This window comes from Amycolatopsis bartoniae, from assembly GCF_014191255.1.
In the GTDB taxonomy this organism is placed as follows: Bacteria; Actinomycetota; Actinomycetes; order Mycobacteriales; family Pseudonocardiaceae; genus Amycolatopsis_E; species Amycolatopsis_E bartoniae.
Genome location: NZ_JACHWH010000003.1, coordinates 315,688 through 342,451 on the forward strand (window position 1 = coordinate 315,688; position 26,764 = coordinate 342,451).

Consider the following 26,764-nt stretch of genomic DNA (forward strand, 5'->3'; position numbering starts at 1 on the left):
CCCCCGACTATCCCCCCGCCCGTGAGGAACAGCGCGTGACGATCACCGACTCCCCGCGTCCCGTCACCGACGCCCGCCGCCCCGAGTTCGAGAACCTCGGCGACGCCATCGCGTTCGCCGCCCGGCACACCCCGAAGCGCAGGCTCGAGCCCTCCGTGACCATCGTCGTGCCGGCCAAGAACGAGGCCGCCAACCTGCGTGAGGTCCTGCCCGAGCTGCCGCCGGTGCACGAGGTGCTCGTCGTGGACGGGCACTCCGACGACGACACCCTGCGGGCCGCGCACGAGGCGCTGCCCGGGGTCCGCGTCATCCAGCAGACCCGCCGTGGCAAGGGGAACGCGCTCGCGTGCGGGTTCCTCGCCGCCTCCGGCGACGTGATCGTCATGTTCGACGCCGACGGCTCCGCCGACCCTGCCGAGATCCCCCGGTTCGTCGACGCGCTCGTCGGGGGCGCCGACTTCGCCAAGGGCAGCCGGTTCGCCCCCGGCGGCGGCAGCCACGACATCACGGCGCTGCGCGCGGCGGGCAACTCGGGGCTGAACCGGCTGAGCAACACGCTGTTCAGCGGCGGGTTCACGGACCTGTGCTACGGCTACAACGCGTTCTGGCGGGACCTCGTGCCGATGCTCGCGCTGCCGCCGGTGTTCGCCCCCGACGGGCCGCAGATGCGCTGGGGCGACGGGTTCGAGATCGAGACCGTGATCAACTGCCGGGTCGCCGCGCTGGGCCTGTGGATCACCGAGGTGCCCAGCGTCGAGCGCGCCCGCATCCACGGCGAGACCAACCTGCGCACGTTCAGCGACGGCGGCCGCGTGCTGCGCACGCTGGTGGCGGAGTGGCAGCGCGTCGGCAAGCAGCGCCGCAGCCGCCGCTTCGGCGCCTTCACCCCGCTTCCGCTGTCCGCGCCGGAGACCGCGAGCGAGCCGGTATGAGTGATCCCGCCACGACGGTCGTCGTCTGCGCCTACACCGAGCGGCGCTGGGACGATCTCGTCGCCGGGCTCTCGGCCCTGCGCGCGCAGACGGTGCCGCCCGGCGAGATCGTTCTCGTGATCGACCACAACCCGGAGCTCGAACGGCGTGCCACCGCGGCGTTCGACGACGTGCTGGTGGTGCCCAACGCCGGGCGCCGTGGCCTGTCCGGGGCCCGCAACACCGCGATCGAGCTCGCCAAGGGCGAGGTGATCGCGTTCCTCGACGACGACGCGGAGCCCGAGCCGGACTGGCTCGAACAGCTGCTCGCCGGCTACCGGGACCCGCGCGTGCTCGCGGTCGGCGGCGCCGCGCGCCCGGTGTGGCCGGGGCACGAGCGCAGCCCGCTGCTGCCCGCCCGCGGCGCGGGCACCGGCGAGCTGGACTGGGTCGTCGGCTGCACGTACACCGGGCAGCCCACCACCGACACGCCGGTGCGCAACCTCATGGGCTGCAACATGTCCTTCCGGCGCGAGGCGTTCGAGCTGGCGGGGCTGTTCACCGAGGACCTCGGCCGGGTCGGGCGCACGCCGCTCGGCTGCGAGGAGACCGAGCTGTGCATCCGGCTGCACCAGGCGTCGCCGGGGTCGGTCGTGTTGTTCCGGCCCGGCGCCGTGGTGCGCCACCGTGTCACGCCGGACCGGCTCACCTGGAGCTACCTGCGCCGCCGCGGCTGGGGCGAGGGCGTGTCGAAGGCACTGGTCTCCCGGTCGGTCGGCGCCGACGCGGCGCTGTCCACCGAACGCGGCTATCTCCAACGGGTGATTCCGGCGGCCGCGGTGCGCGAGCTGAGCCGCCTGCTGCGCGGCCGCGGGTCCGGGCTCGTGGGCCTGCTCGCGCTGGTCCTCGTGGTGGGCTCCACCGCGGTGGGCTACGCGCGCGGCAAGCTGTCGCGGGAACGCCTGAAGGCGGTGGCGCCGAAGCTCGTGCACGGCCCCATCCACGTGGCGACCGTCGACCTCAACCGGATGCCCGCGCAGCTGCCGGTGCCCGCCCGCGCGGTGGGGCACTACCGCGCCGCGCAGGTGCTGGTGCGCGACGGGGACCGGACCCTGGACGTGGTGCTGCTGCCGGTGCGCCGCGGCGTCGTCCGGCTGGACCTGCTGGGCTTCGGCACGTCCGCGCCCCGGCCGCGCCCGGACTTCGAGCGGCCGCTGATCAGCGTCGTGGTGCCCACCGCACACCGCAAGGCGCAGGCGGTGGCGAGCGTGCGGGCCGCACTGGCCGCCGGGTACGAGCGGCTGGAGATCCTGGTCGTGGACAACCTCCCGCCGGGCCCGGACGGCGACCCCGAGCTGCGCGAGCAGGTCGAGCGGCTCGGCGCGCGCTACCTCGTGGAGCCGCGCAAGGGCGTGAGCATCGCGCGCAACACCGGCGCGCGGGCGAGCAGCGGCGAGTTCGTCGCGTTCGTCGACGAGAACATCCGCGTCGAGCCGGGCTGGTTCGACGCGGTGGCCGAGGAGTTCGCCACCGACCCCGGGGTCGGCTGCGTGACGGCGATGGTCCTGCCCGCGAGCCTCGAGACCGACGCCGAGGTGCTGTTCGAACGGCTCAAGGGCTACAGCCAGCACGTGCGCCGCCAGAGGCTCGACCGTGAGACCGTCCGCGAGGACCCGCTGTACCCGCTGTCGCTGGCGCGGTACGGGCCGGGCAGCTGCACCACGTGGCGCCGCTCGGTGTTCGACGGCCTCGGCGGGTACGACCCGCTGCTCGGCGCGGGCACCCCGGCGATGGCGGGGGAGGACCTCGACCTGTTCGTGCGGCTGGCCCGCGCGGGCGGCACGGTGGTCTACACCCCGCACGCCGTCGCGCGGCACACCCACCGCGCCGACTGGCTGGAGCTGCGCGAGCAGATGCGCGGCTACGGCGTCGGGCTCACCGCGATGCTGCTGCTGTCGGTGCTGCGCAGGCCCGTCGGCGTCTTCTCGATCCTGCGCCGGATCCCGCGCGGCATGGCGCGGCTGGCGTCCCGCACCCCGGAGCTGCCGCTGTCCGACCGGGCGGCGCGCTCGCGCCTGCGGCAGCTGCGCCGCGACGAGCGGTCGGGCATGCTCAGCGGCCCGCTGGCGCTGGCGAGGGCCTGGCGGCGGTACCGGTTCGGCGCCCGCTCCGGCCATCGGTAACCATAGGCAGGCGCGGAAGGAAGAAGGCGGCGGGTGATCGAGCAACTGAGGAACCGGCGGATCACCGCCTACTGCCTGCTCGGCGTCTGCCTGCTGACCGTGCTGCTGATCCTGCTCGGGCTGACCACACCGGTCCGGACGCTGCTGGTGCTCGCCTTCGTCACCACCTCGCCCGGCTGGGCGCTGATCTCCTACGTCAACGTCCGGCACGTGTCGGTCACGTGGATCAGCGCGGTCGGGCTGTCGATCGCCGTCAACCTCGGGATCGCCCAGATCATGGTGCTCACCCACGCGTGGCACCCCGAGGCCGCCACGGTCGGGCTGGCCTTCGCCAGCGCCGCGCTGCTGGCGCACCACGTCGTGCGCAGCAAGCCACCCCGCGGGGCCGGTGCGCGGTGACGCGGTGGGCTCGCCTGCGCCCCCGGGCGCAGGTCCCGCCCGGCGGCGCGCCGGGGCGGGGCATGTTCGCGGACGGGCTCGCGTTGTCGGCGAGCGCGGCGATCAGCGCGGTCGCCGGGATGGTCGGCTGGATCCTCGCCGCGTGGCTGCTGCCCGCGGCCGACGTCGGGCACACGTCGGCGTTCGTCTCGGGGATGCTGCTCATCGCCGGGATCGCGGAGCTCGGCCTCGGCCCGGCGGTGCTGCGGTGGCTGCCGCGCTCGGGGCCGTTGCAGCGGCTGCTGCTGAAACGCACGTACCTGGTGGTCCTGCTGGGCGGCCTCGCCGGCGGGATCGTGTTCGTCCTCGTGCCCGCCGGTGGTGCGGTGGCGGCGAACGTCCCCGGCGGGGCGTGGCTGTTCGTGCCCGCCGCGGTCGCCTGGACGGCGTTCCAGTTCCAGGACGCGGTGCTCACCGGCGTCGGCAAGGCGCGCTGGGTGCCGGTCGAGAACGGCCTCTTCGCGCTGTCGCGGCTGGTGGTGCTCGTCGCGCTGGCGCCGCTGCTGGGCGGGCTCGGGCTGGTGCTGTCGTGGTTCGCGCCGACCGTGCTGGCGGTGCTCGTGGTGACGGTGCTGGTGTTCCGCCGCGTGCGGCCGCGGCCCGAGCCGGGCGGCCTGCCCACGCGGGGTGAGGTCGTGCGGCTGCTGGCGCCGACGTACCCGGGCACGGTGTGCGTCGTCGTGCTCTACAACCTCGTCCCGCTGATCATGCTGCACCGGTTCGGCGCCGACGCGAACGCGGTGTTCTTCGTGGTCTGGACCGCGATCAACGCGCTCGACCTCGCGGCCAGCATGTTCGTCAACCCGCTCGTGGTGGGCCTGTCCGCGGAGCCGGAGCACGCCCGCGAGCTGGTGCGCCGGTCCGGGGCGCGGCTCGCGATGGTGTTCGTGCCGCTGCTGGTGCTCGGCGGGCTGCTGGCCGGGGTGCTGCTGCTGATCTTCGGGCCGGAGTACACCCACGGCACGGGCCTGCTGCGGGTGCTGCTCGCGGCACAGGCGCCGCGGCTGGCCGTGCTGGTCGCGATCGCCGTGCACCTCGGGCAGGGCCGCGGGCTGGGCGTGGCGAAGCTGCACGCCGCCACCGCCGCGCTCGCCGTCGGGCTCGCCCTGTTCATGCCCACCGAGCTCGGTTTCGGCCTCGGCCTGCTCGCCGCCCAGTGCGTGCTCGCCGTCGTGGTGCTGCTGGACCTGCGCCGCCGCCTGCCCCGGGAGCCCGCGTGAGCGCGCCGACGCGGTTCCTGCGGGCGCTGCGCCCGGCTCGCCCGGTCCGCCGCCACCCCGGCACGAACAAGCCGATGCACTACACGGTGCCCGGCGGCCCCACCCGCTACATCCCCACCAGCGGGCTGCTGACCCCGCCGGAGGAGCTGCCCGGCCGTCCGCGCGCCGCCGAGTCGCGGCCGCGGCTGGGCCGGGGGCCGGGGCGCCCGGCGTTCCTCGCCGACCCGTACTTCGGGCCCGGGCTCGCCGCCGTCGCCGCGATCCTCTGGGTGGTGGGCCTGCACCCGGTGCCGCCGTCGGCGATCGGCGCGATCGGGCTCATCGCGAACCTGTCCATCCCGACGCTGCTGGCGTACCCGCTGCTGATCGCGTCGGTGGTGCTGGAGCTGTTGCGCTACCAGCCGCGCACCTGGTTCATGTCGGGCTACACGCTGCTCGGCGTCGTGTTCGTCTACGGCCTGCAGCCCGCCGTCGAGGAGGTCGCGCGGCTGCCGACCGCGTGGCTGCACTCCGGGTTCGCCGAGTACATCGCGAACCACGGCGAGGTCCTGCAGGGCTACGACGCGCGCTTCTCGTGGGCCGGGTTCTTCTCGCTGATCGCGATGGTCACCAAGGCCGCGGGCATCCCGAACGCGCTGTCGCTGATCAACTGGGCGCCGGTGGTGCTGGCCGGGCTGATGGTGCTCGGCACACGGGCGCTCGCGGTGTCCGCGCTCGGCAACCGGCGGGCGTCCTGGTTCGCGCCGTGGCTGTTCCTGGTCGGCGACTGGACCGAGCAGGACTACTTCTCCCCGCAGGCCACCGCCATGGTGCTGATGCTGGCCGCGCTCACGCTGACGTTCCGGCACCTGGTCCGGCCGCGGCTGACCGAACCGGTCCGGGCGCGGATGCGCGTGCGCCTGGCCCCGCGGTCCAGCCCGAAGGCGCGGCTGGTCGCGCAGGGCTCGGTGGTGCTGATCGGGCTCGGGCTCGCGCCCACCCACCAGCTCACCCCGTTCGTGCTGGCCGGGATGCTGCTGCTGCTCCTGCTGTTCGGGCGGCTGTGGCCGGCGTGGCTGCCGTTCGTCGTGTTCGGCGCCGCGGTGGTGTGGTTCTCCCTCGGCGCGTCGGACTTCTGGACCGGGCAGCTGGTGCAGATGCTGCTCAGCCCGCTCGGCGACGTCAGCGCCTCGGTGGACCAGGGCCTGTTCAGCCGGCTGTCCGGGGACATCGGGCACCTCGTCGTGCTGCTGGTGCGGATCGCGGCGAGCGGGTTCGTGGCCCTGCTGGCCGCGCTCGGGATCATCCTGATGCGGCGGGACAACCTGCGCTCGTGGCTGCTGCCGGTGCTGTGCGCGGCGCCGTTCGGGCTCGCGCTGGTCCAGTCCTACGGCGGCGAGGTCTTCATGCGCTGCTTCCTGTTCGCGCTGCCGATCATGGCGCTGCCCGCGTCGATCCTGCTCGAACGGGCGCTGACCGAGGCGCGCAAGCTGCGCTGGCGCAACCGGCCCAGCAGGACGATGGCCGTCGCCGGGATCCCGTGGCTCGTGCTCACCCTGCTGGCCACCATGACGCTGATCGCGCGCGGCGGGAACGACGCCTATACCTCGATGAGCAAACAGGACGTCGCCGCCGCGTCCTGGGCGATCGGGCAGGCCCGGCCGGGGCAGCGCGTGGACTCCCTCGTCAACGCCGTGCCGCTGGCGTTCGCCCGGGTCGGCGAGGTCGACCAGTCCGAGGCCGACATCTACTGCACGGACCTTGTGCACGTGCCCGCGGCCGTCGAGTGCCTGCAGGAGAAGGGGCCCGACTATCTTGTCGTCACCGAACCGCAGTTCGCGTACCTGAAGATCCTCAACGCCGCCGCGCCGGACTACGAGGACCAGCTGCTGCGGGGACTGCAGGAGACCCAGCTCTACCGGGTCGTGTTCAACGACGAGGGTGCCCTGGTGCTCGGCCGGGCGAGCGTGGCGCTGCAGAACGTGCAGCCCGCGGAGGGGGGAACGGGATGAGGCCGTGAACGCCGGTGACGTGCTCGTGCTGCTCACCGCGATCTCCGGGGTCGCGCTCCTGGTCGTGCTCGTGGTGCGCACGGTGCTGAAGGAGATCGCCGTCGGGCGCCGCTCTACGGACTCCGTCAGTGCGCGCACCGAGCGTGTCCGGTTGCTCGACTTCGTCGCGATCGCGCTGACGGTGCTGACCGTCGCGGGCGCGATCGCCCGGATCGTGGTGGGCCTGACGGGCTGAGTCAGCCCAGGTTGACGGCGAACGGCCCGAGGGTGATCGTCGTCCCGCCCTCGTGCAGCAGCTGGGCGGAGGCGGACAGGTTCACCGTCAGCGTCTGCGAGGGCCCGACGAACTTCAGCAGGTTGTCCTCGACGTCCCGCACCACCTTCACCGTCTTCGCGCGCAGCCGCGGCACGAGCCACTGCCAGGCCTCCGTGAGGCTCGTCGGCGCGACCTTGCCGGTGCCCGGATCGGTCCACAGTGCCCCGTACGGCAGGTCCGGGCTCGCTTCCGGTTGCCACAGCAGCATCGCGGCGGCGCCGGCCTCCTCGGCGTGGGCGATGGCGTCGAGCGTCGCCGCCGAACGCGCCTGGTCGTTGTCCGCGGCGGCGGTGGGGTAGAACTCCGACCACCACACCGGCAGCCCGGTCAGGTTCCGCACCCACCGGGTGACGTCGGTGTAGAAGGCGTCCGCCTCGGCGGGCGTGGTCTGCATGCCCTTGTCCCAGGTGGTGGTGGACCCGTCCACGGCGACGAAGTCCGCGCCGTGCGCGTGGTCGTTCCAGTACCGGTAGAAGGCCAGCACCCGCTCGTCGACCCGGCCGTAAGGGCCGGTGATCATCGAGTTCGGGTTGCCCGAGGAGAACAGGGTGAACACCGCGTACGGCCCGCCGACCTGCGCGTCCGGCCGCACCTTCTTCACCGCGTCGTAGACCTGGTTGTAGAAGTCGGTGAAGCCCTTCGCGTCCCACGTGTTGCCCGCGGTGTTCCAGAACCCCTTCAGCTCGTTCCAGACCTGGAAGTAGCGCACCTCCGGGTAGCGCTGCGCCACCTTGGCGGCGAGCGCGGCGAAGTCCTTGTAGTGCTCGGGCAGGGGAGCGTCGGTCAGCTTGGTCCAGTCCGTGCTGCCCGCCTTGCCGCCCTTCATCCAGTCGGGTGCGCAGCACAGCGTCAGCACGGCCGTGCCCTGGGTGCGCCGGATCAGGCCGATCCGGTCGTCCAGGCTCGACCAGTCGTACTGCCCCGGCGAGGGCTCGGGGTTGAGCGCGCCGAAGCCCATGATGTGCTGGTTCTGCAGCATCGGGCTGGCGCTGAGGATGCGTTCGCCCGCCTGCCGCTCCGCGTCGGGCAGCGACGGGTCGAGGCTGTGCTGGGCGTGGGTGACCCCGAGCAGCATGCCGCCGTTGTCGACGGGCGGCTGGGCGATGTCGGGCAGCCACGAACCGATCGCGGTCAACAGTGCCGCTACCATCGCGAGGCTCTTCACGAATCCGAGTCTCGCCGAGCCGCGGGCGCGGCGCCTTCCGAAGATTCCGCCCAGAGGGGGAATGCGCGGTGATGAAAGTCGACATTTCGGTCTGTGTCCCGGCATACCAGGCCGAACGATACCTGGCGGGCACGCTGCGCAGCGTGCTCGCGCAGAGCTTCCGCAACTTCGAGCTCGTCGTCGTGGACAACGCTTCCACGGACCGGACCGCCCGCATCCTGGCGGAGTTCCGCGACCCCCGGCTGCGGGTCGTGCGCAACGACACGGTGCTGCCGGTGGCCGAGAACTGGAACAGGGCGGTCGCCGAGTCGAGGGCGCCGCTGGTCAAGCTCGTCTGCGCCGACGACCTGCTGCACCCGCGCTGCCTGGAGTGGCAGCACGCCGTGCTCACCCGCGACCCGGGCCTCGCGCTCGTGTGCGGGCGCCGCACGATGGTCAACGAGCAGTCGCGGCCGATGAGCGTCAACCGGGGGCTGCGGGGCCTGCTCGGCAAGCACGCGAGCGAGGACGTGATCCGGCGCGTGGTCCGCCACGGCGGCAACCCGCTGGGCGAGCCCGCCGGCGCGTTGTTCCGGCGCGCGGACTTCGACGCCGTGGGCGGGTTCGACGGGCGCTGGAAGTTCCCGATGGACCTGGCACTGTGGGTGCGGCTGCTGGAGCGCGGGGACTTCTACGGGATGCGCCAGTCCGTCGCGGCGTTCCGGATCAGCCGCGGTTCGCTGACCGACGCGCTCGACGACAGCGGTTACGCCGAACAGCGGACGCTCACCGAGGAGCTGGCCGCCACTCCGGAGTGGCAGGTGCGGCGGCGCGACCGGCTGGTGGGCGCGGCGAAGGCGCCGGGTGCCCGGCTGCGGCGGCAGGCGTTGTTCCTGGTCGCGCGGGCGCAGGGGGAGCGTGCGGAGCGTGATGTGACGGCCGCCGCACATCACCCATCAGAGTGAGGTAGGTTCCTGGGCCGTGAAGCGTCGGTCGAGTCTGATCTTGATGTGCGTCGTGCTGGTCCTGGCCGCCGTCGTCGCGGTGACGGTGACGATCCAACGCTTCGGTGGCGACTCCGCCGACTCCGGGGAACAGCTCCAGCTCGGCAGTCCCGGAGGCGCGGGCGTGGCCGTCGGACCCACCCAGCCGGCCTCGACCGAGGCCGCCGTGCTCAACGGCTGGCAGCAGATCGGCGGGGACGAGTTCGACGGCAAGAAGGTCGACAGCAAGCACTGGGACGTCTACGACGGCGCCAACTCGGCGAACGAGACCTGGAGCAGCAAGCAGTGCGCGGTTTCGGCGGGCGTGCTGACCATCACCGGGCTGGCCGACAGCGCGGGCACCACGTGCGGCATCTCCTGGAAGGGCGACCAGACCTTCGGCCGCTGGGAGGTGCGGGCGCGGATGCCGCTGCCCGCCGACGCCGGCTACGCCCCGGCGTTCCTGCTGTGGGGCGCGGACGACCTGCACTTCCCGAACGCCGGTGAGATCGACTTCGCCGAGACGTGGAACCCCGACCGCGCGTTCACCGAGAGCTGGCTGCACGGCCCGGGCAACCTCAAGGGCCCGTACTTCAAGAGCAACCCGGTCGACCTGACCCAGTGGCACAACTTCGGGGTGGACTGGCAGGCCGACAAGATCACGCTCTACCTCGACGGGCAGGTGTGGGGCGTCTACGACGACCCGAAGTACATCCCGACGACGCCGATGCACCTCGTGCTGCAGCTGACCTACATGCGCAAGCACGCCGGGGTCCCGACGAAGACTTCGGTCGACATCGACTGGGCCCGCGTGTACCGCTGAGTGACCACGGACACACGCGCGGTGCGAAATAGTCAAACGCTCAACAAGGTTGGACGGAGTGATCACCCCGTCTTCCAAGGAGCGAGCATGACTTCGACCACCGCCGGCCTGGCCGACGCGCTGCAGGTGCCCCAGGACGTGCAGGACCTGCTCTTCCGCGAGGCCCGCACCGCGAACAGCTTCAGCGACGAGCCGGTCTCCGACGAGCAGATCCAGGCGATCTACGACCTGGTGAAGTGGGCGCCCACGTCGATGAACACCCAGCCGCTGCGTGCGCTGGTGGTCCGCACCCCCGAGGGCAAGGAGCGCCTGCTGCCGCACATGTCCGAGGGCAACCGCGCCAAGACCGCGAGCGCGCCGGTGACCGTCGTGCTGGCCGCCGACACCGACTTCCACGAGAATCTGCCGAAGACCTTCCCGCACAAGCCGGACGCCAAGGACATGTTCGCCGGCAGCGAGGAGGCCCGCGAGGGCTTCGCCCGGCTCAACTCCCTGCTGCAGGTCGGCTACTTCATCATCGGCGTGCGCGCCGCGGGCCTGGCCGCGGGCCCGATGACGGGCTTCGACGCCGCGGGCGTGGACAAGGAGTTCTTCGCCGACCGCAAGTGGAAGTCCCTCGTCGTGGTGAACGTCGGCCGCCCCGGCGCCAACCCGTGGTTCGACCGCCTGCCGCGGCTGGACTACGACGAGGTCGTCGAGACCGTCTGAACTCCCTGACGAAAAGCGGGTGGCGGACGGCGGATAGCATCGATGGGTCATCCTCTTCCGTGAAGGAGCCCATCGTGAACCAGCCGTCGTCCGCCGCAGCCGCACCCGCCGCGAGCGTGGTGGTGCAGGCCGGGACTACGGCCGGCGCAGCGATCCGCGAGGCGGGACTGCCCACCAAGGGCCCGGACACGGTCGTCGTCGTGCGTGACCCGGAGGGCAGGCTGCGTGACCTCGCGTGGGCGCCCGAGTCGGACACCGAGGTGGAGCCCGTCGCGGCGAACACCGAGGACGGCCGCAGCGTCATCCGCCACTCCGCCGCGCACGTGCTCGCCCAGGCCGTGCAGCAGCAGTTCCCGGAGGCCAAGCTCGGCATCGGGCCGCCCGTGAAGGACGGCTTCTACTACGACTTCCAGGTGGAGCGGCCCTTCACCCCGGAGGACCTGCAGGCGCTCGAGAAGCGCATGAAGCAGATCGTGAAGGGCGCGCAGCAGTTCTCCCGCCGCCGCTTCGACTCCCCGGAGCAGGCGCGTGAGGAGCTCGCGGGCGAGCCGTTCAAGCTGGAGCTCATCGACCTCAAGTCCGATGTGGACACCTCCGAAATCATGGAGGTCGGTGGTGGTGAGCTGACGATCTACGACAACCTCGACCCGCGCACCAAGGAGCGCGTGTGGAGCGACCTGTGCCGCGGCCCGCACGTGCCCACCACCAAGTTCATCCCGGCGTTCAAGCTCACCCGCGTGGCCGCCGCGTACTGGCGCGGCAACGAGAAGAACCCGCAGCTGCAGCGGATCTACGGCACCGCGTGGGAGTCCCAGGAGGCGCAGGACGCGTACCTGGAGATGCTCGCCGAGGCCGAGCGGCGGGACCACCGCAAGCTCGGCGCCGAGCTGGACCTGTTCTCCTTCCCCGACGAGATCGGCTCGGGGCTGCCGGTGTTCCACCCCAAGGGCGGGATCATCCGGCAGGAGATGGAGAACTACTCGCGGCAGCGCCACGTCGAGGCGGGCTACTCGTTCGTCAACACCCCGCACATCACCAAGGGCAACCTGTTCGAGGTGTCCGGTCACCTGGACTGGTACCGCGACGGCATGTTCCCGGCGATGCACCTCGACGCGGAGTACGACGCCGACGGCAAGGTGGTCAAGCCCGGCCAGGACTACTACCTCAAGCCGATGAACTGCCCGTTCCACGACCTGATCTTCCGCTCGCGCGGCCGGTCCTACCGCGAGCTGCCGCTGCGGATGTTCGAGTTCGGTTCGGTGTACCGGTACGAGAAGTCCGGCGTGGTGCACGGCCTCACCCGCGTGCGCGGGATGACGCAGGACGACGCGCACATCTTCTGCACCCCCGAGCAGGTCCCCGACGAGCTGCGCTCGCTGCTGGGCTTCGTGCTGAACCTGTTGCGCGACTACGGTCTCGACGACTTCTACCTCGAACTGTCCACCCGCAACGACGAGAAGTACGTCGGCTCGGACGAGGTGTGGGAGGAAGCCACCGAGACCCTGCGGCAGGCGGCGCTCGACTCGGGTCTCGAGCTGGTGCCGGACCCGGGCGGCGCGGCGTTCTACGGGCCGAAGATCTCCGTGCAGGCCAAGGACGCGCTGGGCCGCTCGTGGCAGATGTCCACCATCCAGCTGGACTTCAACCTGCCCGAGCGGTTCGAGCTGGAGTACGCGGCCAGCGACGGCACCCGCAAGCGCCCGGTGATGATCCACCGCGCGCTGTTCGGCTCGATCGAGCGGTTCTTCGGCGTGCTGACCGAGCACTACGCGGGCGCGTTCCCGGCGTGGCTCGCGCCGTTGCAGGTGGTGGGCATCCCGATCGCCGAGGACCACGTGGAGCACCTGCGTGGCGTCGAGAAGGCGTTGCGCGCCAAGGGAATCCGCGTCGACGTGGACACCAGCGACGACCGGATGCAGAAGAAGATCCGCACCCACACCACGCAGAAGGTGCCGTTCCTCGTGCTGGCGGGCGCCAAGGACGTCGAGGCGGGCGCGGTGTCGTTCCGCTTCCGCGACGGCAGCCAGATCAACGGGGTCCCGGTGGCCGACGCGGTGGAGGCGATCGCGGGCTGGGTCGCGCGGCGCGAGAACACCTCGCCGAGTGCCGAGTCGTTCGGGGCGGTCCTGGCGTGAGCGAAGCTTGCGAGCGAACCATCGATACCACGCCTGCCGACGTTGTGTTGCAGTCGCGACTTGTCGCGTCCGTTGAGGAGGCCGCGTGAGTGACCCGGAGCTGGTGCCGCAGGACGGGATCGGCGTGCCGGACGCGCTGCAGCGCCTGTGGACCCCGCACCGGCTCGCGTACGTGCAGGGGCAGGACAAGCCCGAGGGCGACCAGCCGGAGGGCTGCCCGTTCTGCCGCCTGCTGGGCCTGCCCGACGAGGACGCGCTGATCGTCGCGCGCGGCGAGCACGTGTGGGCGGTGCTGAACCTGTACCCGTACAACCCGGGGCACCTGATGGTGCTGCCGTACCGGCACGTCGCGGACTACCCGGAGCTGACCCGCGAGGAGACCGCGGAGCTGGCGGAGTTCACGCAGCGCGCGATGACGGTGATCCGGTCGGTGTCGGGGGCGCACGGGTTCAACATCGGCATGAACCAGGGCGAGATCGCGGGGGCGGGCATCGCGGCGCACCTGCACCAGCACGTCGTCCCGCGCTGGGGCGGCGACGCGAACTTCATGCCGGTGGTCGGGCACACGAAGGTGCTGCCGCAGCTGCTCGGCGAGACGCGCGCCCTGCTGGCGGGCGCCTGGAAGTAGGAACGCGAAGTGCCCCCTCCGGTTCGCGGAGGGGGCACTCGTGTCCGGTGGGGCTCAGGACTGCAGACCGGCCTCGATGTCCAGCTCGATCTTGATCTTGTCGCTCACCACGGCGCCCGGCACGCCCGCGCCGACGCCGAACTCGGTGCGGCTGACCTCGGTGGCCGCCGAGATGCCCAGCACCTTGCTGCCGGGGGCCTGGCCGTCGGCGAAGCCACCCAGCTCGGTGGTCAGCGTGACCGGCTTGGTGACGCCGTGGATGGTCAGGTCGCCGTCGATCAGGTACTCGCCGTCCTCCACGCGAACGCCGGTGGAGGTGAAGGTGATGGTCGGGTACTTCTCGACGTCCAGGAAGTCCTCGCCGCGCACGTGGGCGTCGCGCTGCTCGTTGTTGGTGTCGATGCTCGCGGCCTGGATCGTGGTGGTCACCGTCGAGTCGAGCACGTTCTCGGCCGTGACGATGGTGGTGTCGACCTGGTCGAAGCGCCCGCGGACCTTCGAGACGCCCAGGTGGCGCACCGTGAAGGTGACGTCGGAGTGGGTGCCGTCGATTTTCCAGGTGCCCGCGATGTAGCCGGGGATCTCGGTCGTGGGTGCGCTCATGCTTCTCTCCCTGTGACTGCTTCTGGGGTCGGAAATCGCTCTCCAAGGGGAACTGTAGCAAGCATAGTTGAGTGCTCAACTAGGGGTAGGATCGTCCGTATGCCGGGAACCCGATGGCTCAGCGACGACGAGCAGCGCGTGTGGCGCGACTTCCGTGCGGCCGTGGACATGGTGCGGGGGCACGTCGACGGGCAGCTGCAGCGCGACTCGGGGATGCCGCACACCTACTACGAGGTGCTCGCCGTGCTGTCCGAGGCGCCGGGGCGGACGCTGCGGATGAGCGAGCTGGCGGAGCGGTGCCGCTCGTCCCGCAGCCGCCTGTCCCACGCGGTAGCCCGGCTGGAGGACAACGGCTGGGTCCGCCGCGACAACTGCGCGACCGACAAGCGCGGCGCCTTCGCGATCCTGACGGAGGAGGGCTTCGCCGTGCTCGAAGTCGCCGCCCGCGGCCACGTCGTTGCCGTCCGGGAAGCGTTGTTCGACGCTTTGACGCCGGAGCAGGTGACCGTGCTGGGTGAGATCAGCATCGCGATTCGTGACAAGCTCACGCCCCGCTGCGCGGCCGCCCTGGCGGAGGCGGAGGCCGATCCGGCGGGGTGCCCCGACGCCGGGAAGGCTTGCGCTGGGTGAGATCGGTGCCACGGCCGGTGACAGGCGGTGACACCCGTATCGAGTGAGGGGCCGCGCCGGGCACGCTGATCGCCACAGTTGGGCGCGCCGGGGCGTTAATGCCTGGTGGCGGGTGGCTAGGCTGCGGGCGAACCACTTCCTCTCACGCAGCCAGGTGACGTAGACAGCGATGAGCCAGCCGGCCGACACCCCCACCCCGATCTGATGCTGAACATCTTCGCGCGCGCTTCGGTCTCCCGCGCCCTCGATCCACTCGCCCGGGTGCTCCTGCGCGCCGGCGTCACGCCCAACGTCATGACGATCGTCGGCACGGTGGCCGCCATCGTCTGCGCACTGGGCTTCTTCCCGAACGGGCTCCTGCTGTGGGGCACGTTCACCGTCTGGGGCTTCGCGATGCTCGACCTCCTCGACGGCGCCATAGCCCGCGCCCGCGGCCACGGCACCCCGCTCGGCGCCACCCTCGACGCCACCTGTGACCGGCTCGTCGACGGCGCGCTGTTCGGCGCCATCGCCTGGTGGTGCTTCGTGGACGCGGGCAACCTCCGTGCCGCCGGGGCCGCGCTCGTCAGCCTGGTGCTGGGTCAGGTGATCTCCTACGTCAAGGCCCGCGCCGAGGCGTCGGGCCTGTCCGCGGACGGCGGCCTGATCGAGCGGGCCGAGCGGCTGATCATCGCGCTCGTCGGCACCGGGCTGCAGGGCCTGCACGTGCCCTACGCCGTCGAGGTCTCCCAGTGGCTGCTCGCCGCGTTGTCGGCCCTCACCCTGGGGCAGCGGATGGTCGCCCTCGTCGCCTCCGCCCGGGAGGCCCATTCGTGAGCCGGTTCACCCAGCGTGCGAGCGAGCTCGGCTACGCCGCCGGATGGCGGCTGGTCCGTCGGCTGCCCCCGTGGCTGGCCGACGCCGCGTTCGGGCTGGGTGCCGACTTCGCGGTCCGCCGCGGCGGGAACGGCGTGGTGCAGCTGCGCCGCAACCTCGCGCGGGTGGTGCCGCAGGCGGGCGAGGTGGAGCTCGACGAGCTGACCCGCCAGGCCATGCGGTCCTACGCGCGGTACTGGCAGGAGGCGTTCCGGCTGCCCGCGATGGACCTGGACGTGGTGCGGCGCCGGTTCTCCATCACCGGTGTCGAGAACATCGAGGCCGCGCTGGCCGAGGGCAACGGCGCGGTGTGCGTGCTGCCGCATTCGGGCAACTGGGACGTCGCGGGCGTGTGGCTGGTCGACCACGCGGGCTCGTTCACCACCGTCGTCGAGCGGCTGCGGCCCGACGCGGTGTACCGGCGGTTCGTCGAGTTCCGCGAGTCGCTCGGTTTCGAGATCCTGCCCGCGTCCGGCGGCACCGGCTCGTTCCGGCTGCTGCTGCGGCGGCTGCGGGAGAACAAGATCGTCTGCCTGGTGGGGGACCGGGACCTGTCGGGCTCCGGCGTGCCGGTCACGTTCTTCGGCGAGCGCACGAAGATGCCCGCCGGCGCGGCCCGGCTCGCGCTGAGCACCGGCGCCGCGCTGCTGCCGGTGGGCTCCTGGTTCACCGACGACGGCTGGGGCGCCCGCGTGCACCCGCGCATCCGCGTGACCGCTCGGCCGGAGATCCCCGCCGCGGTGCAGGCCACCGCGGACATCTTCGCCGGGGACATCGCCGCCCACCCCGCGGACTGGCACATGCTGCAGAAGTTCTGGACCGCCGACTTCTCCGGGTCCGAACCGGAACCCGCGGAGGAGGCGGCGGCCGGGTGAAGATCGGCATCGTCTGTCCCTACTCCTTCGACGTCCCCGGCGGCGTGCAGGGGCACGTGGTCGACCTCGCCAGGGCGCTCATCGCCCGCGGGCACGAGGTGTCCGTGCTCGCGCCCGCCGACGAGGACTCCGACGTGCCGGACTTCGTGCAGCCCGCGGGCAAGGCGCTCGGCATCCCGTACAACGGCTCGGTGGCGCGGCTGCAGTTCGGTCCCGTGTCGTACGCGCGGGTGCGGCGGTGGCTGCGCGAGGGCGGCTTCGACGTGCTGCACCTGCACGAGCCCGCCGCGCCGAGCCTGTCGCTGCTGGCGCTGAAGGTCGCCGACGGCCCGATCGTCGCCACGTTCCACACCTCGACCCCGCGCTCGCGGACGCTGTCCGCGTTCCAGCCCGTGCTGCGCCCGCTGCTGGAGAAGATCACCGCCCGGATCGCGGTGTCGGCGCTGGCCCGGCGCGTGCAGGTGGAGCACTCGGGCGGCGACGCGGTCGAGATCCCGAACGGTGTCGACATCGACTTCTTCGCGCGGGCGTCCCCTTTGGACGGTTATCCGCGGGCGGGCGGCACGCTCGGGTTCGTGGGCCGGTTCACCGAGCCCCGCAAGGGGATGGACGTGCTGCTGGAGGCGGCGCGCCGGATCCTGCCGGAGTTCCCGGAGCTGAAGCTGCTCGTCGTGGGGCGCGGCGACGACGAGGAGCTGCGGCGGATGGCCGGGCCGCACCTGGCGCCGCACCTGGAGCTGCTGGGCCAGGTCGACGACGCCACCAAGGCCCGCGCGCTGCGCAGCGTCGACGTCTACTGCGCACCGAACCTGGGCGGGGAGAGCTTCGGCATGATCCTCACCGAGGCGATGGCCGCGGGCACGGCGGTGGCCGCCAGCGGGCTCGACTCGTTCCGGCGGGTGCTCGACGACGGCCGCGCCGGGATGCTGTTCCCGCCGGGGGACGCCGGTGCGCTCGCCGACACCCTGCGTGAGCTGTTGACCGATCCGGCGCGGCGCGGTTCACTCGCCGCGGCGGCGGGGGAGCGGGTGGCGATCTACGACTGGTCCGTCGTGGTCACGCAGGTGCTGCGGGTGTACGAAACGGCGGTCGCGGCGGACCCCCGGCGGGTGAGCGCCCAGGAGGCTTCGACGTGAGCTGGTTCGTGGTGCTGCTCGCCCTGGTCGCCGCGGTGATCGTGCTGGGCGGGCTCTTCCTCGTCGCGACGGCGAACCGGCTCGACCGCCTGCACGTGCGGCTCGACGCGGGCTGGGCCGCGCTGGACGCGGCGCTCGCGCGGCGCGCGGTGGTCGCGAGGGCCGTGGCGGCGCTGCACGGCGAGGAGGCCGTGGCGGTCCTGCAGGCGGCGGACGCCGCCGAGGCCGCGCCGCGCGCGGAACGCGAGGACGCCGAGAACGAGCTGACCAAACTGCTCGCCGCCGTGGCGCGGTCCAGCCTGCCGCCCCGGCTGGCGGAGGAGCTGGCCGACGCCGAGCACCGGGTGGTGATCGCGCGGCGCGTGCACAACGACGCCGTGCGCGACACGCTGGCCCTGCGGCGGCGGCGGAAGGTGCGGTACTTCAAGCTGGCGGGCACGGCGCCGCAGCCGCAGTACTTCGAGATCGTCGATCCCGCGTAGGTTCGGGGGCATGACGGATCCCAGCTGCGCGGTGGCCCACGGCGAAGCCGAGGCGGAGACCGCGACCCGGACGCTCGTGGCGGTGTTCGCCACGCCGGTCGCCGAGTACCTGCTGAAGTACGGCGCCGACCTCGGCTACCGCACGCTCTGCCACGACCCGCGCGACGGCGCGCTGCCCCCGCTGGACGGCACGGCGGACGTCGTCGTGACCGACCACCACCGTCCCGAGCTGGGCGAGGTCCTGCGGGACGTGCTCGCGCACCCGGTGCGGTGGGTCGGCGTGATGGGCAACCCGCGCCACCCGGGGCCGCACGTCGAGGCGCTGAAGCAACTCGGCGTCGCGCCGGAGCAGATCGAACGCGTGCACCGCCCGATCGGGTTGAACATCGGCTCGCGCACGCCACCGGAGATCGCGATCGCCACGCTGGCGGGCCTGCTCGCCGACCGCAACGGCAAACCGGGCGGGTTCTTCCAGGAGCGTTCGGACCGTGCGTGACCGCTTCCCGCCCGCCTGTCAGACCCCGGTCTTCACCCCTTCCGGCATCGGGTCGAAGCGGCAGTGCTCGCGCGTGAAGCTCGCGGTCCCCGAGGTGAGTGAGCGCAGATCCGTCGCGTAGCGCAGGAGCTCCGTCGCGGGGACCTCGGCGCGCACGACGGTGCGTCCGCCCGACGCGGACTCCGTGCCGAGCACGCGGCCCCGCCGCGACGACAGGTCACCGAGCACGGCGCCCAGGTGGTCGTCGGGCAGGAGCACGGTCACCGTGTCGAGTGGTTCGAGCAACACGATCCGGGTGTTCGCGGCCGCGTCCTTGAGCGCGAGCGCGCCCGCGGTCTGGAACGCGGCGTCGGAGGAGTCGACGCTGTGTGCCTTGCCGTCCACCAGCGTCACCCGCACGTCGACGACCGGGTTGCCCGTCGCCAGCCCGCGCTGCAGCTGCGCCCGCACCCCCTTCTCGACGCTGGGGATGAACTGGTGCGGCACCGCGCCGCCGACAATCCGGTCCACGAACTCGAAGCCCGACCCGCGGGGCAGTGGTTCGACCTCGATGTCGCACACGGCGTACTGCCCGTGGCCGCCGGACTGCTTGACGTGCCGCCCGTGCCCCTTGGCGGGGCGGGCGAACGTCTCGCGCAGGCTGACCTTCACCGGCTCGGTGTCCACTTCGGCGCCCCCGGCGCGCAGCCGCGACAGCACGACGTCCGCGTGTGCCTCGCCCATGCACCACAGCACGAGCTGCGCCGTCTCGGCGTTGCGCTCCAGCCGCAGCGTCGGATCGCCCGCCACCAACCGCGACAGGTTGCGCGCCAAGGTGTCCTCGTCGCTGCGGTTGCGTGCCACGATCGCCACCGGCAGCAGCGGCTCTGGCATCGTCCACGGCCGCATCAGCAGGGGGTGTTCCGGCGCGGACACCGTGTCCCCGGTCTCCGCCGAGCCGATCTTCGTCAACGCGCACAGGTCGCCCGCGACGCAGTACGGCACCTCGCGCAGGTTCGCCCCGAGCGGCGAGTACAGGTGCGCGACGCGCTCGTCCGCGTCGTGGTCCTCGTGTCCGCGTTCGGCCAGCCCGTGCCCGGACACGTGCACCGGCCGCTCGGGCCGCAGCGTGCCGGAGAAGACGCGGACCAGCGACACGCGCCCCACGTAGGAGTCCACCGCCGTGCGGACGACCTCGGCCGCGAGCGGCCCGTCCGGGTCCGCGCGCAGCTCCTCGTGTGGGCTGCCGTCGAGCTCGCTCACCTCGGGCAGCGGGTGCTCCAGCGGGCACGGGAACGCGCGCGCGATCCCGTCGAGCACCTCGGCGAGGCCGAGCCCGCTGGTCGCGCACACCGGGATGACCGGGTGGAAGCTGCCGCGCGCGACGGCCTTTTCGAGGTCGGAGATCAGCGTCTCCTCAGGGATCTCCTCACCGGCGAGGTAGCGGTCCATCAGACCCTCGTCCTCGCTCTCGGCGATGATCCCCTCGATCAGTTCGTTGCGGGCCTCGGTGAGCCGGTCGAGGTCCGCCGGATCGGGTTCGCCGAGCACCGGCGGGAAGCCGTTCGAGTAGTCGTAGAGCCGCTGCGTGATCAGCCCGATCAGGCCCGTGCCGCCGCTGGCCGGCAGGTACAGCGGGAGCACGCCGGCGCCGAACGCCTCCTGGCACGCGGCGATCTCGCCCGTCACGTCGGCCCGCTGGTGGTCGGTGCGCGCGATGACCACCGCGCGCGGCATGCCGACCGCGGCGCACTCGTCCCACAACGTCACGGTCGCGGGGTCGACCCCCTCGGCCGCGCTCACCACGAACAGCGCCGCGTCCGCCGCGCGCAACCCGGCGCGCAGCTCGCCGACGAAGTCCGCGTAGCCGGGGGTGTCGATCAGGTTGATCTTCACGTCGCCGTGCAGCACCGGGGCGACCGACAGCCCGACGGAACGCTGCTGACGCACCGCGGCCGGGTCGTGGTCGCAGACCGTGGTGCCCTCGGTGACGGAACCGGCCCTGCTCACGGTGCCGGACACGGCGAGCAGGGCCTCGGTGAGAGTGGTCTTGCCCGAACCGGAAGGGCCGACCAGGACGACGTTGCGCAGGTTGCGCGGGTCGTCCACAGCGACCGCGGCCCCGGCGTCTCCGGTCTTGGGCTGCTTCTCGGCCATGGCAGGCCTCCCGGGACTTCGATGCGGGTGCGGGTGTGCCCCCGATCACACACCCGTAGGACACGCCCCGGCAACCCCGCGTCCACCAGGCCACCCGTCTGCCCCTCGCGGCGGGAAAAGTGGCCTTCCGAGATAGGGGCTTATTGGCCTGGGTGAGCGGTCCACCTCGACCTAGACTGGACGTAATCCCGTTCCGCACGTTGGAAAGGCGTCGACCCGTGTCCGAAGTTGCTTCCACTCCCGTCCCCGAACGCGGCACGGCCCGTGTCAAGCGCGGTATGGCCGAGATGCTCAAGGGCGGCGTGATCATGGACGTGGTCACGGCCGAGCAGGCCAAGATCGCCGAGGACGCGGGCGCGGTGGCCGTGATGGCGCTGGAGCGCGTGCCCGCCGACATCCGCGCGCAGGGCGGGGTGGCGCGGATGAGCGATCCCGACCTCATCGACGGGATCATCGAGGCCGTCTCGATCCCGGTGATGGCGAAGGCCCGCATCGGGCATTTCGTCGAGGCGCGGGTGCTGCAGTCGCTCGGCGTGGACTACATCGACGAGTCCGAGGTGCTCACGCCCGCCGACTACGCGAACCACATCGACAAGTGGGCGTTCACCGTGCCGTTCGTGTGCGGGGCGACGAACCTCGGCGAGGCGCTGCGGCGGATCAACGAGGGCGCGGCGATGATCCGCTCGAAGGGCGAGGCCGGCACGGGCGACGTGTCCAACGCGACCACCCACATGCGCAGGATCCGCGCCGAGATCAAGCGGCTGACGTCGCTGCCGGAGGACGAGCTGTACGTCGCGGCGAAGGAGCTGCAGGCGCCGTACGAGCTGGTCCGCGAGGTGGCGGAGCGGGGCAAGCTGCCGGTGGTGCTGTTCACCGCGGGCGGCATCGCGACCCCGGCCGACGCGGCGATGATGATGCAGCTGGGCGCGGAAGGCGTGTTCGTCGGCTCGGGCATCTTCAAGTCGGGCAACCCGGCGAAGCGCGCGGAGGCGATCGTGAAGGCGACGACGTTCCACGACGACCCGGACGTGATCGCGAAGGTGTCGCGCGGCCTGGGCGAGGCGATGGTCGGCATCAACGTCGACGACGTGCCGGAGCCGCACCGCCTGGCCGAACGAGGCTGGTGACCTCAGGCGGCGTACAGCTCGAGGTCGAACAGCTCGGGTGCCGCGGCGTGCCCACCGAGGACGCGGCGGCGCAATGCCGGGTCCGGGCTCTTTCCGGTGAGCGCCGCGATGGCCGCGGAGGCGTCCAGGACGAAGTGCGCGGTGCTCATCCGGCGTTCTCCCGGTCCTCACGCACGGAGGCGACGATCAGGTGGCCGGGAATGCCGCCGTCCCGGTACCGGTCCATGTCCTCGAGGATCTCGGCCATCGTCATGGCTCCAAGGCTAGCCCCACCCCGCGGGCCGAAAAACCGCGTCCTTGCACGTCAGCGCACGTCAGTGCCGCCGCGACACGCCACGGCCTACAGTGGGAACGAGGAGGTCACGTGACCACGAAACCGGTGATCGGGGTGCTCGCCCTGCAGGGGGACGTGCGCGAGCACGCCGCCGCGCTGGAGCACGCCGGGGCGCGGGTCCGGCCCGTGCGGCGGCCCGCCGAGCTGGCGGAAGTGGACGGGATCGTCCTGCCCGGCGGGGAGTCGACCACGATGTCCCGCCTGCTGGAGACCTTCGAGCTGCTCGAACCGCTGCGCGAGCGCATCGCCGCCGGGATGCCGGCCTACGGCTCGTGCGCCGGGATGATCCTGCTCGCCCGGCAGGTCCTCGACGGCAGGCCCGACCAGCGGCAACTCGACGGGCTGGACGTCATCGTGCGGCGCAACGCCTTCGGCCGGCAGGTCGACTCCTTCGAGGGCGACCTCGACTTCGAAGGCCTCGACGGCGGCCCCGTGCACGCCGTGTTCATCCGCGCCCCCTGGGTGGAGAAGGCCGGCGACGGGGTGGAAATACTGGCCAGGGTGCCCGAGACGCCCGACGCCGGGGACGCGGCCGCTAGGATCGTCGCGATCCGGCAGGGGCCGGTGCTCGCCACCGCCTTCCATCCGGAACTGACGGGGGACGAGCGCGTGCACCGGCTCTTCGTGACAATGGTGCGCGAAACGAAGTAGATGGAGGAGAGATGAGCGGCCACTCCAAGTGGGCTACCACCAAGCACAAGAAGGCCGCCCTCGACGCCAAGCGTGGCAAGCTGTTCGCGAGACTCATCAAGAACATCGAGGTCGCCGCGCGGACCGGCGGGGGCGACCCGGACGGCAACCCGACGCTCTACGACGCCATCCAGAAGGCGAAGAAGAACTCGGTGCCGCAGGACAACATCGAGCGCGCCCGCAAGCGCGGCGCCGGGGAAGAGGCCGGCGGCGCCGACTGGCAGACCATCAACTACGAGGGTTACGGCCCCAACGGCGTCGCGGTGCTCATCGAGTGCCTCACCGACAACCGCAACCGCGCGGCGTCCGAGGTCCGCACCGCGCTGACCCGCAACGGCGGCTCGCTCGCCGACCCGGGCTCGGTGGCGTACCTGTTCAACCGCAAGGGCGTCGTGCTCATGCCGAAGAACGACCTGTCCGAGGACGACGTGCTGATGGCGGTCCTCGACGCGGGCGCCGAGGAGGTCAACGACCTCGGGGACAGCTTCGAGATCGTCTCCGAGGCCACCGACCTCGTGGCGGTCCGCAAGGCGCTCCAGGACTCCGGTTTCGACTACGAGTCGGCCGAGGCGAGCTTCCTGCCTTCGGTCAGCGTCCCGCTCGACGTCGACGGCGCGAAGAAGGTCTTCAAGCTGATCGACGCGCTGGAGGACTGCGACGACGTGCAGAACGTGTATGCGAACTTCGATGTACCCGACGACGTCCTCGCGGAGGTCTAGTCCCACGATCGAGCGAGAAATCCCGGTGTGCCAGGCATGCCGGGATTTTTTTTGCGCACCGGCCCTGTGATTGCGTGCAACGGTGCGGCAGAATGGCCGCCGTGACGACCGAGACGACGACCGAGGTGCTCGCCCCCGAAGATCACGAACTCCTCGAGTGGATCGTCGCCGAGGCGGAGCGCCGGGGCAACGCGGTCATCTCGGTTCCCAGTGACGACAAGGGATCCGGCTACTGCTTCACCGCGTGCGTCTGGGCGCTGCACCAGGTGCCGGAGGCGGTCGTCGTCGGCCTGCCCGAACAGGTCGCGCACGTGCTGCTGGACGCCTATGTGGACCGGGCCGCCACGGCCGGGCCGTTCGAGCCGGGCCGGATCTACGACGACTTCTTCGAGAACGTCCCGGTGGTCTTCGAGCAGGTCAACCCCGGGCACTACCCCGAGTACTTCGGCAGCGCCTTTCTCGTCTACCCCGACGGGGACTTCCCCGCGGTGCAGATCATCGTGCCCACGCCCGAGGGCAAGTGGCCGTGGAGCGAGGACGCGCCCGAGGGCTTCGCCGCGTGGCAGCCGGTGCTCACCGCCAGCGGCCGCCCCGAAAGCTGGACCCCGGGCGTCGACGGTCCATAGTGGACAGCGCGACGCCCCGGCGAGTCCTGTCCGGCACCGGCGCTCCCACCCGGTAGCCTCCGAACTGGTGTTCGGACGCGGAAGGGCGGAAACAGGGTGCGGGTGCTGGGAGTCGACCCCGGGCTGACGCGGTGCGGGCTCGGGGTGGTGGACGGCGGCACCGGCCGGAAGGTCCGCTGCGTGGCGGTGGACGTCGTGCGCACGCCCGTCGACGCGACCCTCGCCAACCGCCTGCTGCAGATCTCCGACGCCGTCGAGGAGTGGCTCGATCGCTACCGGCCCGAGGCGGTCGCTGTGGAGCGCGTGTTCAGCCAGCACAACGTGCGTACCGTGATGGGCACTGCCCAGGCGGGCGGCGTGGTCGCGCTGAGCGCGGCGCGGCGCGGGCTGCCCGTCGTGTTCCACACGCCGAGCGAGATGAAGGCGGCCGTCACCGGCTCCGGCCGCGCGGACAAGGCGCAGGTCACGGACATGGTGACCCGGCTGCTCGGGCTCGCCGAGGCGCCCAGCCCCGCCGACGCGGCGGACGCGCTGGGGCTGGCGATCTGCCACCTGTGGCGGGAGCCGATGCGGGCCCGCCTCGCGGAGGCCGAGGCGCGGGCGGCGGAGCTGGCGAAGAAGCACCGGGCGCGGCTGGCCGCGGCCGCGAAGGCGGCGAAGGCGGAGAAGACGAAGGGGGCGGCGCGATGATCTCGTCGGTGCGCGGGGAGGTGCTGTCGGTCGGGCTCGACCACGTGGTCGTCGAGGTCGGCGGGGTCGGGCTGGCCGTGCAGGCCACGCCGTCGACGCTCGCGACGCTGCGCCGCGGCGAGCAGACCCGCCTGCACACGGCGCTCGTGGTGCGCGAGGACTCGCTGACGTTGTTCGGGTTCGCCGAGGCCGAGGCGCGCGAGCTGTTCACGCTGCTGCAGACGGTGTCCGGCATCGGGCCGCGGCTCGCGCTGGCCGCGCTCGCCGTGCTCGACCCGGACAAGCTGCGCACCGCGCTCGCCGAAGGCAACATCACGGTGCTCACGCAGGTGCCCGGCATCGGCCGCAAGGGTGCCGAGCGGCTGTCGCTCGAACTGCGTGACAAGGTCACCGCGGCGGCGGGCACCGGGGAGACCGTGCCGGTGGCGGGCTCGGCCGTGCGCGCCGAGGTCGTCGAGGCGCTCACCGGCCTCGGGTTCCCCGCCAAGCAGGCCGAACAGGCCGTGGAGAAGGTGCTGGCCGCGGGCGAGGCCAGCGACACCGCCACCGTGCTGCGCGCCGCGCTCACCACCCTCGGCCGCAAGGGCTAGGCCGGCGGCGTGCACGATGACAGCGTGACCGATTTCGACGCCGACGAGACCCTCTCGGCGCTGCCCCAGACGGGCGAGCGCGAGGTGGAGAAGACGCTGCGCCCGCGTCACCTGGCGGAGTTCGTCGGCCAGCCCCGGGTCCGCGAGCAGCTGGAGCTGGTGCTGGAGAGCGCCCGGCGCCGCGGTGTCCCGCCGGACCACGTGCTGCTGTCCGGCCCGCCCGGGCTCGGCAAGACGAGCCTCGCGATGATCATCGCCGCCGAGCTGGACGCCGCCATCCGGATCACCTCCGGGCCCGCGCTGGAGCGGGCCGGGGACCTGGCCGCGATGCTGTCGAACCTCGCCGAGGGCGACGTGCTGTTCATCGACGAGATCCACCGCATCGCCCGTCCCGCCGAGGAGATGCTGTACCTGGCGATGGAGGACTTCCGCGTCGACGTGGTGGTCGGCAAGGGGCCCGGCGCCACCAGCATCCCGCTGGAGATCGCCCCGTTCACGCTGGTCGGGGCCACCACGCGGTCCGGCGCGCTGACCGGGCCGCTGCGCGACCGCTTCGGCTTCACCGGCCAGATGGAGTTCTACGCCGACGACGAGCTGGACCAGGTGGTCCGCCGCGCCTCGGCCATCCTCGGCATCGAGATCGACCCGGCGGCCAGCGCCGAGATCGCGCGGCGCTCGCGCGGCACGCCCCGGATCTCGAACCGGCTGCTGCGCCGCGTGCGCGACTACGCGGAGGTGCGGGCCGACGGGCGCATCACGCTCGACGTCACGCGGGCCGCGCTGGAGGTCTACGACGTGGACGAGCTGGGCCTGGACCGGCTGGACAGGGCGGTGCTGCGGGCACTGGTCCAGTCGTTCGGCGGCGGCCCGGTGGGGGTGTCCACGCTCGCGGTCGCGGTAGGGGAGGAGCCGACCACCGTCGAAGAGGTGTGCGAGCCGTACCTCGTGCGCGCGGGTATGCTCGCCCGGACTCCACGAGGACGGGTCGCCACGGCGGCCGCGTGGGAGCACCTCGGCCTCCGTCCCCCTCCGGACTACGGCCGCTCGGACCAGTCGACGCTGTTCGACTGACGTATGGTGGGAAGTGGTTTGCGTAGCGTGCGGGTGGCGGAACCTCAGCGGCCTTCTCGCTCCGGGATCGCCTCCTCATGACCGCCAGGTCACCACGTCGGCGCTGTCCTCGCGAGAAGACCGCTGAGAACCCGCGGCGGTGCGAGCTGACGGCCCCACCGCCGGCGGCTCCGCCGCTCGGAAAGACAATCGAGACGCCGTTGGTGAGATCCACGGGTGCACCT

At 72.2% G+C, this 26,764-nt stretch carries 28 protein-coding genes; 24 read left to right on the plus strand and 4 right to left on the minus strand.

All coding sequences use genetic code 11. The annotated features are described in order from the left end of the window. The first annotated feature begins 35 nt into the window (after positions 1-35). Genes FHX82_RS18185 through FHX82_RS18210 form a run of 6 tightly spaced genes read left to right on the plus strand, consistent with a single transcriptional unit; the run spans position 36 to position 6,978 of the window. The gene (locus FHX82_RS18185; protein ID WP_222425942.1) at positions 36-932 is read left to right on the plus strand and encodes a glycosyltransferase family 2 protein; all 897 of its coding nucleotides are present in this window, start codon (positions 36-38) and stop codon (positions 930-932) included. Next, a complete protein-coding gene (locus FHX82_RS18190; RefSeq protein WP_145933769.1) occupies positions 929-3,094 on the plus strand; it encodes a glycosyltransferase in 2,166 nt (721 codons plus the stop codon). The genes FHX82_RS18185 and FHX82_RS18190 overlap by 4 nt, the downstream gene beginning before the upstream one ends. A 33-nt stretch (positions 3,095-3,127) precedes the next feature. After that, positions 3,128-3,493, plus strand: coding sequence for a hypothetical protein (locus tag FHX82_RS18195; RefSeq protein WP_145933768.1), 366 nt, complete (start codon positions 3,128-3,130; stop codon positions 3,491-3,493). Beyond that, positions 3,490-4,752 carry a lipopolysaccharide biosynthesis protein gene (locus FHX82_RS18200; RefSeq protein ID WP_229881070.1) on the plus strand — a complete coding sequence of 421 codons (1,263 nt, stop codon included), beginning with the start codon at positions 3,490-3,492 and terminating at the stop codon, positions 4,750-4,752. The genes FHX82_RS18195 and FHX82_RS18200 overlap by 4 nt, the downstream gene beginning before the upstream one ends. Beyond that, positions 4,749-6,743 (plus strand): hypothetical protein, encoded by a 1,995-nt coding sequence (locus tag FHX82_RS18205; RefSeq protein ID WP_145933767.1) that lies wholly within the window; start codon positions 4,749-4,751, stop codon positions 6,741-6,743. Before FHX82_RS18200 ends, FHX82_RS18205 begins: the two co-directional genes overlap by 4 nt. A 4-nt stretch (positions 6,744-6,747) precedes the next feature. Then, positions 6,748-6,978: a hypothetical protein gene (locus tag FHX82_RS18210; protein ID WP_145933766.1), complete on the plus strand. Its 231-nt coding sequence runs from the start codon at positions 6,748-6,750 to the stop codon at positions 6,976-6,978. A gap of 1 nt (position 6,979) precedes the next feature. Here the strand turns inward: FHX82_RS18210 and FHX82_RS18215 are convergent, their stop codons facing one another. Further along, on the minus strand, positions 6,980-8,224 hold the full coding sequence (locus tag FHX82_RS18215) for a glycoside hydrolase family protein (protein WP_183176695.1): 1,245 nt from the start codon (positions 8,222-8,224) through the stop codon (positions 6,980-6,982). 71 nt (positions 8,225-8,295) lie between these two features. Between FHX82_RS18215 and FHX82_RS18220 the strand changes: the two genes are divergently transcribed. From FHX82_RS18220 to FHX82_RS18240, 5 genes are all read left to right on the plus strand, one after another. Then, positions 8,296-9,168 carry a glycosyltransferase family 2 protein gene (locus FHX82_RS18220; protein ID WP_145933764.1) on the plus strand — a complete coding sequence of 291 codons (873 nt, stop codon included), beginning with the start codon at positions 8,296-8,298 and terminating at the stop codon, positions 9,166-9,168. Between the two features lie 43 nt (positions 9,169-9,211). Then, positions 9,212-10,009, plus strand: coding sequence for a glycoside hydrolase family 16 protein (locus tag FHX82_RS18225; protein WP_145933763.1), 798 nt, complete (start codon positions 9,212-9,214; stop codon positions 10,007-10,009). A gap of 87 nt (positions 10,010-10,096) precedes the next feature. Further along, positions 10,097-10,717 carry a malonic semialdehyde reductase gene (locus tag FHX82_RS18230; protein WP_145933762.1) on the plus strand — a complete coding sequence of 207 codons (621 nt, stop codon included), beginning with the start codon at positions 10,097-10,099 and terminating at the stop codon, positions 10,715-10,717. A gap of 74 nt (positions 10,718-10,791) precedes the next feature. Next, complete coding sequence (gene thrS, locus FHX82_RS18235) at positions 10,792-12,852, plus strand: threonine--tRNA ligase (RefSeq protein ID WP_145933761.1); 2,061 nt, start codon at positions 10,792-10,794, stop codon at positions 12,850-12,852. Positions 12,853-12,937: 85 nt separating this feature from the next. Beyond that, positions 12,938-13,480, plus strand: a complete 543-nt coding sequence (locus FHX82_RS18240) for an HIT family protein (protein ID WP_145933760.1) — start codon at positions 12,938-12,940, stop codon at positions 13,478-13,480. Positions 13,481-13,534: 54 nt separating this feature from the next. Here the strand turns inward: FHX82_RS18240 and FHX82_RS18245 are convergent, their stop codons facing one another. After that, positions 13,535-14,083: a YceI family protein gene (locus tag FHX82_RS18245; protein ID WP_145933759.1), complete on the minus strand. Its 549-nt coding sequence runs from the start codon at positions 14,081-14,083 to the stop codon at positions 13,535-13,537. Between the two features lie 99 nt (positions 14,084-14,182). Here FHX82_RS18245 and FHX82_RS18250 point away from each other — a divergent pair, with 99 nt between their 5' ends. The 6 genes from FHX82_RS18250 to FHX82_RS18275 all read left to right on the plus strand — a co-directional run bounded on the left by FHX82_RS18250 (position 14,183) and on the right by FHX82_RS18275 (position 18,557). Continuing rightward, positions 14,183-14,713 (plus strand): MarR family winged helix-turn-helix transcriptional regulator, encoded by a 531-nt coding sequence (locus tag FHX82_RS18250; RefSeq protein ID WP_145933758.1) that lies wholly within the window; start codon positions 14,183-14,185, stop codon positions 14,711-14,713. 204 nt (positions 14,714-14,917) lie between these two features. Then, on the plus strand, positions 14,918-15,529 hold the full coding sequence (pgsA, locus tag FHX82_RS37030) for a phosphatidylinositol phosphate synthase (RefSeq protein ID WP_145933757.1): 612 nt from the start codon (positions 14,918-14,920) through the stop codon (positions 15,527-15,529). Further along, positions 15,526-16,443: a phosphatidylinositol mannoside acyltransferase gene (locus FHX82_RS18260; RefSeq protein WP_145933756.1), complete on the plus strand. Its 918-nt coding sequence runs from the start codon at positions 15,526-15,528 to the stop codon at positions 16,441-16,443. Before pgsA ends, FHX82_RS18260 begins: the two co-directional genes overlap by 4 nt. Beyond that, positions 16,440-17,579 carry a glycosyltransferase family 4 protein gene (locus FHX82_RS18265; protein WP_145933755.1) on the plus strand — a complete coding sequence of 380 codons (1,140 nt, stop codon included), beginning with the start codon at positions 16,440-16,442 and terminating at the stop codon, positions 17,577-17,579. Before FHX82_RS18260 ends, FHX82_RS18265 begins: the two co-directional genes overlap by 4 nt. Continuing rightward, a complete protein-coding gene (locus FHX82_RS18270; RefSeq protein WP_145933754.1) occupies positions 17,576-18,061 on the plus strand; it encodes an NUDIX hydrolase in 486 nt (161 codons plus the stop codon). The genes FHX82_RS18265 and FHX82_RS18270 overlap by 4 nt, the downstream gene beginning before the upstream one ends. A gap of 10 nt (positions 18,062-18,071) precedes the next feature. After that, a complete protein-coding gene (locus tag FHX82_RS18275) occupies positions 18,072-18,557 on the plus strand; it encodes an XdhC family protein (RefSeq protein ID WP_145933753.1) in 486 nt (161 codons plus the stop codon). A gap of 18 nt (positions 18,558-18,575) precedes the next feature. Here FHX82_RS18275 and FHX82_RS18280 read toward each other — a convergent pair whose 3' ends face one another. Beyond that, on the minus strand, positions 18,576-20,693 hold the full coding sequence (locus FHX82_RS18280) for an elongation factor G-like protein EF-G2 (protein ID WP_145933752.1): 2,118 nt from the start codon (positions 20,691-20,693) through the stop codon (positions 18,576-18,578). A 218-nt stretch (positions 20,694-20,911) separates the two neighbouring features. Between FHX82_RS18280 and pdxS the strand changes: the two genes are divergently transcribed. Then, positions 20,912-21,820, plus strand: coding sequence for a pyridoxal 5'-phosphate synthase lyase subunit PdxS (gene pdxS, locus FHX82_RS18285; protein ID WP_145933751.1), 909 nt, complete (start codon positions 20,912-20,914; stop codon positions 21,818-21,820). A gap of 2 nt (positions 21,821-21,822) precedes the next feature. Here pdxS and FHX82_RS18290 read toward each other — a convergent pair whose 3' ends face one another. Next, entirely contained in the window at positions 21,823-21,969 is a 147-nt protein-coding gene (locus tag FHX82_RS18290; protein WP_183176696.1) for a hypothetical protein, read from the minus strand. Between the two features lie 215 nt (positions 21,970-22,184). Between FHX82_RS18290 and pdxT the strand changes: the two genes are divergently transcribed. The 6 genes from pdxT (at position 22,185) to ruvB (ending at position 26,540) form a co-directional block, all read left to right on the plus strand. Further along, the gene (pdxT, locus tag FHX82_RS18295) at positions 22,185-22,805 is read left to right on the plus strand and encodes a pyridoxal 5'-phosphate synthase glutaminase subunit PdxT (protein ID WP_145933750.1); all 621 of its coding nucleotides are present in this window, start codon (positions 22,185-22,187) and stop codon (positions 22,803-22,805) included. A gap of 11 nt (positions 22,806-22,816) precedes the next feature. Further along, the gene (locus tag FHX82_RS18300) at positions 22,817-23,563 is read left to right on the plus strand and encodes a YebC/PmpR family DNA-binding transcriptional regulator (RefSeq protein ID WP_145933749.1); all 747 of its coding nucleotides are present in this window, start codon (positions 22,817-22,819) and stop codon (positions 23,561-23,563) included. 92 nt (positions 23,564-23,655) lie between these two features. Next, a complete protein-coding gene (locus FHX82_RS18305) occupies positions 23,656-24,189 on the plus strand; it encodes a DUF4262 domain-containing protein (RefSeq protein ID WP_145933748.1) in 534 nt (177 codons plus the stop codon). A 96-nt stretch (positions 24,190-24,285) separates the two neighbouring features. Beyond that, entirely contained in the window at positions 24,286-24,879 is a 594-nt protein-coding gene (ruvC, locus tag FHX82_RS18310; protein ID WP_145933747.1) for a crossover junction endodeoxyribonuclease RuvC, read from the plus strand. After that, entirely contained in the window at positions 24,876-25,469 is a 594-nt protein-coding gene (ruvA, locus tag FHX82_RS18315) for a Holliday junction branch migration protein RuvA (RefSeq protein WP_145933746.1), read from the plus strand. The genes ruvC and ruvA overlap by 4 nt, the downstream gene beginning before the upstream one ends. Positions 25,470-25,493: 24 nt before the next feature. After that, positions 25,494-26,540, plus strand: coding sequence for a Holliday junction branch migration DNA helicase RuvB (gene ruvB / locus FHX82_RS18320; protein ID WP_145933745.1), 1,047 nt, complete (start codon positions 25,494-25,496; stop codon positions 26,538-26,540). Positions 26,541-26,764 lie beyond the last annotated feature (224 nt).